The 11,151-nt window shown below is 34.3% G+C and carries 12 protein-coding genes; 6 read left to right on the forward strand and 6 right to left on the reverse strand.

Annotation, left to right across the window (positions count from 1 at the left end; genetic code table 11):
• The first annotated feature begins 715 nt into the window (after positions 1-715).
• Positions 716-973, forward strand: a complete 258-nt coding sequence (locus tag OK414_RS29095) for a hypothetical protein (protein WP_035319704.1) — start codon at positions 716-718, stop codon at positions 971-973.
• A gap of 106 nt (positions 974-1,079) precedes the next feature.
• Here OK414_RS29095 and OK414_RS29100 read toward each other — a convergent pair whose 3' ends face one another.
• Positions 1,080-1,334, reverse strand: a complete 255-nt coding sequence (locus OK414_RS29100; protein ID WP_047933932.1) for a DUF4190 domain-containing protein — start codon at positions 1,332-1,334, stop codon at positions 1,080-1,082.
• A 201-nt stretch (positions 1,335-1,535) separates the two neighbouring features.
• Here OK414_RS29100 and OK414_RS29105 point away from each other — a divergent pair, with 201 nt between their 5' ends.
• Entirely contained in the window at positions 1,536-2,060 is a 525-nt protein-coding gene (locus OK414_RS29105; protein WP_047933934.1) for a DUF2695 domain-containing protein, read from the forward strand.
• A 90-nt stretch (positions 2,061-2,150) separates the two neighbouring features.
• Here the strand turns inward: OK414_RS29105 and OK414_RS29110 are convergent, their stop codons facing one another.
• The 3 genes from OK414_RS29110 to OK414_RS29120 all read right to left on the reverse strand — a co-directional run bounded on the left by OK414_RS29110 (position 2,151) and on the right by OK414_RS29120 (position 4,637).
• Positions 2,151-2,546, reverse strand: coding sequence for a type II toxin-antitoxin system death-on-curing family toxin (locus tag OK414_RS29110; RefSeq protein WP_047933936.1), 396 nt, complete (start codon positions 2,544-2,546; stop codon positions 2,151-2,153).
• A gap of 30 nt (positions 2,547-2,576) precedes the next feature.
• The gene (locus OK414_RS29115; protein WP_062954791.1) at positions 2,577-2,852 is read right to left on the reverse strand and encodes an AbrB/MazE/SpoVT family DNA-binding domain-containing protein; all 276 of its coding nucleotides are present in this window, start codon (positions 2,850-2,852) and stop codon (positions 2,577-2,579) included.
• Between the two features lie 354 nt (positions 2,853-3,206).
• Positions 3,207-4,637 carry an IS4 family transposase gene (locus tag OK414_RS29120; protein ID WP_047933940.1) on the reverse strand — a complete coding sequence of 477 codons (1,431 nt, stop codon included), beginning with the start codon at positions 4,635-4,637 and terminating at the stop codon, positions 3,207-3,209.
• Positions 4,638-5,117: 480 nt separating this feature from the next.
• Between OK414_RS29120 and OK414_RS29125 the strand changes: the two genes are divergently transcribed.
• Positions 5,118-5,492, forward strand: coding sequence for an S-Ena type endospore appendage (locus tag OK414_RS29125; protein WP_025908111.1), 375 nt, complete (start codon positions 5,118-5,120; stop codon positions 5,490-5,492).
• Between the two features lie 19 nt (positions 5,493-5,511).
• The gene (locus OK414_RS29130; protein ID WP_047933945.1) at positions 5,512-6,969 is read left to right on the forward strand and encodes a DUF11 domain-containing protein; all 1,458 of its coding nucleotides are present in this window, start codon (positions 5,512-5,514) and stop codon (positions 6,967-6,969) included.
• 47 nt (positions 6,970-7,016) lie between these two features.
• Here the strand turns inward: OK414_RS29130 and OK414_RS29135 are convergent, their stop codons facing one another.
• Entirely contained in the window at positions 7,017-7,382 is a 366-nt protein-coding gene (locus tag OK414_RS29135) for an S-Ena type endospore appendage (protein ID WP_047933946.1), read from the reverse strand.
• A gap of 152 nt (positions 7,383-7,534) precedes the next feature.
• Here OK414_RS29135 and OK414_RS29140 point away from each other — a divergent pair, with 152 nt between their 5' ends.
• Positions 7,535-8,407 carry an S-Ena type endospore appendage gene (locus OK414_RS29140; RefSeq protein WP_205663447.1) on the forward strand — a complete coding sequence of 291 codons (873 nt, stop codon included), beginning with the start codon at positions 7,535-7,537 and terminating at the stop codon, positions 8,405-8,407.
• A 134-nt stretch (positions 8,408-8,541) separates the two neighbouring features.
• Here OK414_RS29140 and mobQ read toward each other — a convergent pair whose 3' ends face one another.
• Positions 8,542-10,530 (reverse strand): MobQ family relaxase, encoded by a 1,989-nt coding sequence (gene mobQ, locus OK414_RS29145; RefSeq protein WP_205663448.1) that lies wholly within the window; start codon positions 10,528-10,530, stop codon positions 8,542-8,544.
• A 375-nt stretch (positions 10,531-10,905) separates the two neighbouring features.
• Between mobQ and OK414_RS29150 the strand changes: the two genes are divergently transcribed.
• Positions 10,906-11,151, forward strand: a 246-nt coding sequence (locus OK414_RS29150; RefSeq protein ID WP_263046340.1) for a hypothetical protein, incomplete at its 3' end; no start/stop codon positions are given.

Here is an 11,151-nt window from a genome sequence, read left to right on the forward strand (position 1 = left end):
ATTTTTTGTCACCGTGGTTCTCAAAAATATCCATGTTTCCACCTACTTTATAAACCTAAATTTAAATCTATATACCTTAATAAAAAACCTTAGTATTAAGATTTACCAAGGTTTGTACCCAAGATATCAACCTTGATAAGTACTAGCTAGTTGATAAATAAATACTGTGTTTATTAAATTATCTTACACTGTTCTTCCTCTATATTCGACCATAAAAATATTCCTCCTCTAGAATTTAATACTTTAAATTCTAAAGGAGGAAACGTTGATTTATAGGCGGGCTATACTGTTTTATATTTCTCGCCAATAGCAAAATAAAAAACTGTCTCTTCTTTACTCGAGACAGTTTTTTATTTAAAGAGTTAAACGACATGATAAAAATGCAATTTGTAAAAATAGTCTGATATTTAATATATCATATCTACAGATAAAATCAATTATTTGAAGTGTTTAGCATATGTATAAAAGGTGCGCTTTTTATGCATCATCTCTTCAACTTCCTGTAAAGAGAACTCCGTCATATCAACGATGTATAAAAAGCTGCATAAAGCAGAAATCGTAGCCTTATGAGAACCCTACTCCCAAAAGGGTTCTCTTTTTTGATGTGTTCCGAAAAGAGTGTTTATGTAAACTAGCAATGAATATCGTATTCATTCATTTCTCTATCTTTATAATGTGTTAAAATGTAATTATAAGGAAAAAAGGGGATGTTTATATGTTTACAGTGGGGATCGATGTTAAGAAAACAGAAAAAGAATTAATCATAAAATGGCAACTTGCTAAATTTAATATTGCACTAGAAGATATTATTGAAGTTACAGAAGATGATACGTATGGTGGTAAAGAAGCTGATGCAATCCGTATAGGTCCTCCATATGGAACGACTGATCGAATTTGTATTAAAACTAAGAAGCAAGATTATATACTTTTCACTACAAACAGGGCAACAATCCTAAGCAGAATACACTCATAATCAATAATCTTTATGTACATATAATGGCCACATCTAACCATAGATGTGGCCATTAATATTTAGTTTTACTACCGGGAATCTGGATTATGTTAAGTAGTTCAGTGATTTAATAAAAAACTGCTGTGTATCCTAAAAGAGCTAAAAATAGTACAGAAGCTTGAATGCATAACCCTACTGTACTAAGAATTCCTCCAGTCACAGCAATACTTTTACCTTGTTCTCTAGTCTTTTTCACTTCTCTGATACTTTTGGTGCAAAAAACAATCCCTACTATACCAAAGATTAAACCTATATAAGGAACGATCATTGATAAAACCCCAAAGATAATTGAAATAAGTGATTTACTATTGTTTTGTGTCATTTTCTATCTCCAATAAGTTTATTTTCTTTTTTATAACATAAATAGAGATTCTTGGATACATTTTTCGTTTCCTATAAGCTACATTATGTTAACTAGAAATGCATAGAGTATACATAAAGTAATTGAAGAATATTGAAGGTTATGGGAAAATCACATAAAGGATTTTTGGTTTCTTAATACTGTTTAAAAGGAGCTATTTGAATGGATAGTTTATTAGAATTAAAAGATGAACTAATAAAAGGACAAAAACTAGCAATGCAAGGATCTTATCAAAGAAGAGCTCCTTCTAAAAAAGCAATTCCCCATCTTTTAGCAGCAAGAAAAGGACTTAAAGAATATGTTGAACAGCATCCAACAGATGCGTTTGCTTGGCAGTTGTTGTCTCAAGCTGAAGAATATCTACTGAATTATAAAGCAGCTTTATCAGCACTTCAAAATGCAGTCACTCTTAACAAAAAAGACAGAAAGTTAGTAAAGAAGTTAGTGCTACTAAAAGAGCAAGCAAATAAGTGGCACGAACTTGATTTATCACCTGAGGAGCTGGGTTCATTAGAAGCATTTCTGGACGAAAAAGTGGACATACAGGGGTGTGACCATACACTTCTCTACACTAAAGAATGGCTAGATACCCACATCTCCGTGAGCAAAAAAGCTAAAGTTGTAAAGGCTCTGCAAAACCAAGGTGGTTTTTGTGACTGTGAAGTTCTTATGAATGTAATCGATTAGATTAAAATGCTACCGATAATTGGTTTTATGTTAACTGCATTTAAATAAATAACTGTAAAAAGACCTTTTCTGTTTTGGAAAAGGTCTTTTTCATGAACGTTGAACAAGATTACTCGAAATCCAATCGGCAATATGCTGTAATGAAGGTTTGTTTGTCACAACAAAAGAAGTCATGTCTTCAGCTTCTTTTTCTCGAACATTTAAAATCCAACCATTCGTCCTTAAAAATAGGAATAAACAAGCGAATGCTGTTCGTTTATTTGCATTATGAAAAGAATGATTTTGTGCTAAGCTTTCAAACAATGCTGCAGCTTTCAATTCCAAACTAGGATAAGCATCAGATCCAAAAGCAGAACTTTGTGGACGCATAATCGCACTATCCAATAATTTTTCATCTTTTACACCAATATGTTCTTTAGGTGTATAACGTTGAATCATTACACCATTTAAGAAAATGGCTTGCTTATGAGTGAGATATTTCGTCATTTGCTAAGTCCCTTACCCTTTGTTTTTCTTTTAACGATCTGCGAGGTTACGTAGCGTATTATCGTATCGATCAAATAGATCCTTCATTCCTTCTAAAAAATCCGCATCTATTTCCTCGAAACCTTCTACATTTACCGCAGGTCGCTTTTTAAGTACTACTTTACCGTCTTTTTCAAGGTCAAACACAACCATTTCACCTTGTTTAACGTTTAAGTGTTCTAAAACTTCAGGTGGAAATGTCACTCCAGAGCTATTGCCAATTTTCGTAATTTTTCTTTCCACTTCTCTCACCGCCATATCCATCATAATAATACCTCCTTAGTATTAGCATAGTATTAACATATGCTGGCGATTTTATAACAGTACGTATAATTTTACGTTATCACTGTTATAACAATTATACACGGTCTGTTGACTTTGTAAACCAAAAGTCATTATTAATTGAATAAAATATCAAGAGTTTGCTTTTATATGTGTTCCGAAAAAATCCATTATGACAAATTATATAATATGTATATAAGTCTATATATTGGGGTACAGACACATACCCATCAAGCTAACGACAGAAACGATTAAAAATGTAATGATCCTTGTCCTAACATCGGTGAGTATCAGAAAAATCGGCATGACAAAGAAGCCTATGAAACTATCATTTTTTCGTTAGGCAACTTGTTGTTGTTTTACTGCTGTCTCATACACAATACCAAGAATGTCAAAAACGGTTTTTTTCTGATACCGATGACACTTACGCCCATTCTTTTTCAACAGGTGATACAGTCGTTGGAGAATCGTTACGAGTTCAGTCAGATCACCTGCCATTGCTGGAAATAGTAACGGAAAATAGTCCTTAATCATATAAATTGATTTGTATTCACTCAGCTCTTGTTTTCTCTTTTTCAACAGGATCTGCCGCATTTGAAACATGGTGGAAGAACAGAGAAGAATCCCGATGAGTTGCCCATATAAATGGCACTCTAGCCGTTCCTTTTTGATGGTTTTACATTCATCTATTTCGAAGAAGGACTTCCATGTTTTAAATAAAATTTCAATCTGCCAACGTAACGAATACAATGAATGCACATCGTTTGTCGGTACTTCTTTTGGTGGTGTGTTCGTAATATAAACGTTCATTCCCATCAGCTGTTTACTTTTATCCTTCATGACAATGCCTTTCTTTTTCTCACGTACAGCTTGGTTGTTTAAACGGGTTTTAGTTTGTTCGTTCGTTAGTCGGTGAATGATGACACGTGTCGGTAATTTTTGAATTTGACCAACATAAGCTTCTGAAAGTTCAATGGTCTCACCCGGTTCCAGTTCGTTCAAGATGTGTGCCATATTAAGCTGAATATATTCGCTCTGCTTTTTCAGTGTGCCGTTTTTGAAGTATTCTGGTTCAGGGTTTTTTACATAAATACGGGTATTTAGCTTTAATCGAGAGAGATAAAAGGCGCCTAATTCATGAATCGTTTGTAAATCTCGTAAATCAAAATAACCTAAATCACGTAAACAGAAATCGCCTGCTTTCACACTTTCAAGACAAGTTGTGCCATACGTTTTATCATTATCTTTTCCCGGTCCTAGCTGTACGTGTAAAAATTGCCCACTCAATAAGTCATATTCAAGCTGAATCTTTACACCTGCCGTATTACTGCTTCCTCCAGACCCTTGATAATCACTTACGAAGGCATCGGGTAGCTGAAACACTGTGGCATCTAAAATCCGAATACGGTTAAAAATCAAGAAGAGCGTTGACGATAGCGATTGTGTTGCACAAAGTTTCTGTGTGAGAAGTAAAGCAAACACCTCACGAAGAAACTGGACGGCTGCTGGATTAAACCGTTGATTCAATCCTTCCTGACTCATCAGGACACCTGTTGAAGCTTCTAGTCGACTACACAGTTGTGCAAGCGATGTGCGAGCGACTTCCTGGCTAAGCCACACGCAAAGAGCCATCAGTTCATTTGCTTGATACTTACTCGATCGTTTCACAAATCCCACTTTCTTAGCGATTTCTTGTAAGGCAATGGGAGACAAAGAGCGTTGTAATTCTTGTGCAAATAGGTGTAATTCTTCGGAAAACTGAACATCCATAAAAAAACGCCATCCTTTTCGAGTAGTTTACTAAAAAGAATAACGTTTTTTTCGTTTTGGGGAAAATCCATTGCGTTAGCTTGATGGGTATGGGGTACAGACAGCAAAACGGAAATATTGTACGTTAAGGTTGGAACCGTTGATATAAAAGGGATGTTCTAATAACGTTCGTTTATGGTTCTTAGATAAATAAAGCCATGTATACCCTTAAAACGACCAATTCACAGCCCCAAAACCCACTACCAAAATCAAAGTACCGTTTATTAAAGATTAATACCTTTTTGGTAAGGTCTTAACGTACACATAATAGGCAATTTTTATAGTTTTATCTGCTTACCGTACAAAATTTCCGAAATGTTGGCGAGACCCCTATATAATATTCATTGATTTTCCTATCTTTATAGTTTGTAAATACCCATTTTTCACACAATAAATGCTATTCTCCATATCTTTATAGTAAGGAGAAAAGGAGAATCTAAAATGTGTATATGTAAAAACGGATATGAAGGGATATTAAACAAGTGCAGTAATAATCAAATGTTTATAGCTAAAAAGTGTGTTCCTTTTAGAAGCCCTTGTGATGGCTTAACTAGAACTACTATATACACTACATCAAATGTTGTTAATACTTCTCTAGCCAATGGAATAATTGCAATTGTTAATACAAGTATAGATTGTGTCATGAATGTATCTATTACAGATAGTTCAGGTGAAAATACTTATGTTGTTTCTGCTCAGAGTTCTTTAGTAGTTCAAGTATTTTCGCTTTCTTTAATCACTGTGGTATGTGGCCCAGATAATGATAATGGGGAAGACTTCTGCACAGGAACGTTCGAAGCAACGTTATCTTTTTAGAATAGGAGAAGACAGGTTTATGCCTATAATTAATCGTTTTTCAATTTTGGCATGTGGTGCTATGACTTTTACAGGTAATACTTTAGGTCTTAGTCAGTTATTAAATCAAAACAGAGCAGGAGTTCAAGGAAGCATTGGTGCATTCACTACACTTAACAATGCGCTTCAAGTCCCTACTTTTCCAGTTGGAACAACTCTTAATATTAATCAAAATAGTTCTGCAGCAAATTTGGTCATACCTAACAACAGTAATGTACTTTACGCTGAACTGATCTGGGGTGGTAATTACTTATCTCGTGATCAGAATATTATAGCTTTAATTAACAATCCAGTTACTTTCGTTGATTCGAATAATAATTCTTTTAGTATAAATCCAGACCCTCTGACACAAAATCAGGAAACATTTACTTCTGGAAATCCACCTGTTACAAGAGGGTTTTATAATCGTTCTGCTAATGTAACTGCTATTGTTCAAAATAGTGGTGCTGGAACATATTCTGTCGCAGGGGTTCCAGGACTTTTAGATCCATTACAGGCTTCTACAGCTGATACAAATCATGCAGGGTGGACTTTAGCAGTAATTTATGAAAACAGTCAATTGCCTAATAGATCAATGTACTTATATATTGGAACGAATGGTGTAGTAAACAGTCCTGCTAATCCTATCATTGATGTTCCTATTGTAGGCTTTATGACTCCACCTTCTGGTCCTGTTAACACAAGAATCTTAATAAGTGCTCAAGAAGGTGATGCTAATATTACAGGTGACCAGGCATTATTTGGTCCTACAGCACTTTCTTTAACAAATCTCTCTGGTCCAAGAAATCCATCTAATAATTTTTTTGGATCTCAAATTAATAACGATAGTGGAAATTTAGATACTACAGGTACTTTTGGAAACCGTAATCAGAATCCTATAATAGCCACTAATATATCTGCTGGACGTCAAGGGTGGGATATAACTAATGTAGACGCTACAAATTATCTAGGTAACAATGAAATGATTGCAACATTTAGATATACATCTACTGGTGATGCGTATATGCCAAATGCTTTAGGAGTTCAAATTGATCAAGGCGATGCTGTATTAGATGTTCAAAAAAGGGTTAATACTACAATGGCTGATATTTTAGATAAGTTAACTTATACAATTACTATTACAAATGAAGGTGTAGTTCCAGCTAATAATGTTGTATTTACCGATTTAATACCTGAAGGTAGCGTTTTTATTAATGACAGTGTCGTTATAAACGGAGTGTCAACACCTGGAGTAAATCCTGAGACTGGTATTTCACTTCCTGATATCAATGTTGATGAAACTGTTACTATTGTGTTCGAAGTTCAAATTTTAAAATGTGTATGTTTTTTGAGGAATAAATCATTTATCACTTTTAGTTGTGGTAAAATCACGTTTAGTAATCAAGTATTAACAGTTATTTGTAAATCTTGTTCGGGATCAAATTGTATATGTGATTGATGACTCATAAAAAAATGCTTATGGTTTTGACAACCATAAGCATTTTTTTATGAGTCTAATTGATATCTAACTACAATATCAAGTTCTCCCTTAGCAGGACCGGCAGGGGCTACAGGTCCTGCTATAGAAATAGCTCCTAAATTGTCAATAGTTCTCATTAAACATTGACCTGGAGCTAACGTTTCAGTTAATACCGTAGTACCTGCAGAATTGGTTGCTGTCACATCAAAAGGAAACGTACCTGAATTTTTCAAAATGAAAGAAGCTATAACTGTTTCATTAATTGCCTCATATATTGTTTCATCTGCTCCTGCAGCTATACTGAATTGGCAACATAATTGGTCTTTTACATAGTCATTTCCTCTAGAACAGTTACCTAAAATAGCTGAATTATAATCTGAATTGCAAGACATTTTAAATTCACCTCGTTTTTTCAAATGTTCACTTGAAATATTAGATGCTTTATTGACGATATTGGTGCTTAATTATTCTCATGTTTAATTTATTTTTACAATATGTATAAAAGATAAATAAATAATTATATGAATTTAAATGAGGGATAAAGGTGGACAAATACTATATATCAAATAGAGAAGAATTAGCTATTTCTGCTGATAAAATATGTGATTGGGTTCAAAAACCTATAGAGTTAAAAATGAGAGAAAGTATTCTAGAAAAAGCACCCGTTCATGATGTGTTTTGTCAAGAATTTTCTATTGCAGAGTTTAAACCTTCCCTTTATAGTCTGTGGAAAACAATCAATATGGAAAGTATTTCTTGTACACTTAGTCTAACTATTACTGAATGTAGTACCAATAAATTATTATTAAGTGTCAATAAAGGCGAAAAAGATGAAAAACAATTTCCCATTTATAAAGGTACTTTTAATTTTACTTTTAGTAATATTAGTAGCATCTCTATTATTAATGATACAGAAACAGCATATAAAGGAAGGTTTTCTATTCAAATACATTACGAAATTCCAACTACAGAAATTGATTTTTCATGTCAACCAATATGCTATTTAGATGAAAGTCAGGTAAAATGCAAAGAAATTTCAGATAAAACAAAATTCAAGAATAAAGTAATTTTAATACATGAAAAGTGGGTGACATTAAGAAAAATTAATATTTTAATAGAAGGAGTATTTCTTGTAGAATTTAAGAAAAAAAATGGTGGGGTTTTCTTATGTGAAATCCCCTTTAAAGATATTATTTCTGTTTATATGTGTGTAACAGAAAAATCAAAAATTGAATGTAAACTAACTATAAGTGACTCTACATGCTATTTAGCGAAAGAAAATATTAAAAATTGCTATACACTTTTGATTAATAACTTTCTATGTTTAAATATTATGGCAATAGAAAGTGTTGTTTTATGTATTGAAGGCTTTGAAGATATTAATCCTAGAGATGAAGAGATTAAAAGCATAGAGTAAATCGAACTATAAAAATCTTTTTAATAGGTAATTGACCATCTCTTTTAAGTTCATTTGAAAAAGATGGTCAATGTTATATTAGAGAATAACAACTTTAAGTTGATCAAATTGCCTTAAGGCAATTAGTTGTCTTTTTAACGAGAAAAGTCATGACCTTGATCTTTGGGTTTATTTATGGAGCTACTTCTAAATCTTCTAAGCTGTTGCTGCTGCTTTTGTTGTGCTTGCTCTTCGCTACGAGTAGCTTGCTGAATGGCATCAAAGATGCCTGAGATCGTTCCTATGACTTGTTCCTTGGTGTTTATTTGCTTTTCTATATTGGGGATTACATTTTTCTCAAGCTCTCTAATTTCGCCTTGTCGCTTCTCTAAATCATCCGGTCCTTTATATCCTTTTTCTTTAAGGTTCTCTCGGTAATGATTGGCTTCATGCTGTAATTCTTCGTAATGTTGTCGTGCTTTTTTCGAAACCAATCGTTTAGCTGTCTCACCAGGACTATTACTTAGTTGATCAAGTTCTTTTTCCGTTTTTTCAAGGTTCGTAACTTGATTCTTCATGGTACTTAAATAATCTCTTTCTGTTTCAAAGATTTTTACATTTTTCTTTAGTTTGTACAACTCATCTTTTTGATTTCCAATCGCTTTTTCAATGACTTCTAATGTGACTGGCGTCTTTTTGGCCATATCTATATGTTTCTCTAGTTTTAAGGCATTGTCATAGCTCAAGTATGTTCCAGCTGTTTTTAAATCGGGATAATGTGAGCTTACTTCACGAATTTTAGCCATTTTAACGGCTTCTTCTGCTTGTAACAACGTTTTTGTTTCGACTCGAATCTGTTGTTTCTCATATTTGATTTGATGAAGGCGATTTTCTTTTTGTTGAGAAAACTCTTGATAGCGTTGGTAGAATTCTTCTTCATTTGAAAAACGAAGGGATTCTTTATATTCTTTGATGCTGCTTTCATAGTTTGCTTTATTGCCTTCTAAATCAGAGATTTTATCAAGGTAACGACGTTTCATCATATTATTTTCTTTTAGTTTAAACGGATTGAGTGATCCCTTGAGTTCATCTACTTTCTCTTCATTCTGCTTAATCTCATGCTCCAAAGCCTTCACACGGTCATAAGAATTACTGACGTTAAGAAACTGTTGTTGTTGAACATGGAAATGTCGTTCAATTGGGTCATGACGATTGCTCATTTTGCGTAGTTCTTCATGGCGTTTGTAGATACTTTCTAAGGAAACGACTTCTTGGTTTAAAAGAGATGCAGCCTTTTGAATCTGCGTTTTCTCAACATCTGTAGAGAAGCTAAATTGCTTCTCTTTTTCTTTCATTTTTTGTAGATGAGCCTCTTTTTGGCGGCGGTAATCCTGTAGGTCTATAACGACTTGGTTATACTCTTGGCGCTCTCGGTTTATTTGGCCGCGCTGGCTTTGTTTCCCTTTCTTCTCCATGTCATGAGCTACATGCCCTAAGTGAATAGTTGGAAGAACTTCAAGTCCACGCTTTTCATGAGAAAGGTGCGTAATACGCTCTTTACTTTGGGTTTGTTCTAATGCTTGATTGGCATAGTTCGCCCATTCCTCACGAATAGATAAGCAGCCTTCGCTATTTTTAACGTACCCACGATGGTTTTCTTTAGCGTTCGCAAAATCAGCGTTCCAGTCACGATTCTTCCTCCCAAAGCCATCCTGATCAAGATTTCTCATCGTTAACATGATGTGAGCATGAGGATTATTAGCATCGTCACGATGGATGGCAATATCAGCAACCATTCCTTTTTGAACAAACTCGTTTTGAGCAAAAGATCGAATGAGTTCTTTTTGTTGGTCATGATTTAATTCAATTGGCAAAGCAATGTTTAATTCACGTGCTAATTGTGAGTCTTTGCGCTTCTCAACTTTTTCAACTTCATTCCATAAACGGTTTCGATCTTTCATCCATTCTGGCGCATTAGAAGGAGTCAGAATCATGGTTTCCGGTTGTATATCACGAGCATAAAATTTTTGCTCGTCTGTACGTTCATCATGTAGTTTTTCACCACTACGATAAGCAGCTGCAGCAACAGCCGATTGGCCTTTTGAACGGGTGATGATTTGCATCGATAGATGATAAATTGCCATGATTCTTTCCTCCTTTCTTGAGAATGGGTTTGTGTTTTTGGAATAAGTTGATGAGAGCACAAGGTGCGCTAATCAATGCTTTAGATGAAATCAGCATCATGAACACCAAAGGTGTCAGATGGTGGTTTCATCTTTGCCGATAGGCAAACAGGTTTTATGAAATTCGCCATCTAGGCGAATGGGTCTTTGGTTTTGTCTTTTTGTTCCGAAGGAACCGCACACATTGGAACAATGTATAAGTGCGCCCTTATCTCTTCGATCTAAGGGAATTATACCATATCCTGGTGAGAGAATCTATGCTAACGATACCAATTTATCTCAATTTTTGATATAATCAAAACAAACATTAGAGAACAAAAAAGGAGATGAGGATGGGTGACGAAGAAGCGAACGGATGAGGAAATTCTTCAGGAGTTAGAAGAAAAAATTGAGAAGATGAAAGTGAAGAAACAACAAGTTGAAGCGCGTAAAAAAGAAAAAGAGAGAAAAGAGCGAACAAGACGACTGATTCAAGTCGGCGCGATCTTTGAGAAATACTTTGAGATTCAAAGTGAGGAAGAGGCAGAAAAGATTGCGAAGGCATTGCAATCGTATGTAGGAAAAAACAAAGATAAGATTTTG

This window comes from Priestia sp. JV24 (assembly GCF_025910025.1).
GTDB lineage: Bacteria > Bacillota > Bacilli > Bacillales > Bacillaceae_H > Priestia > Priestia megaterium.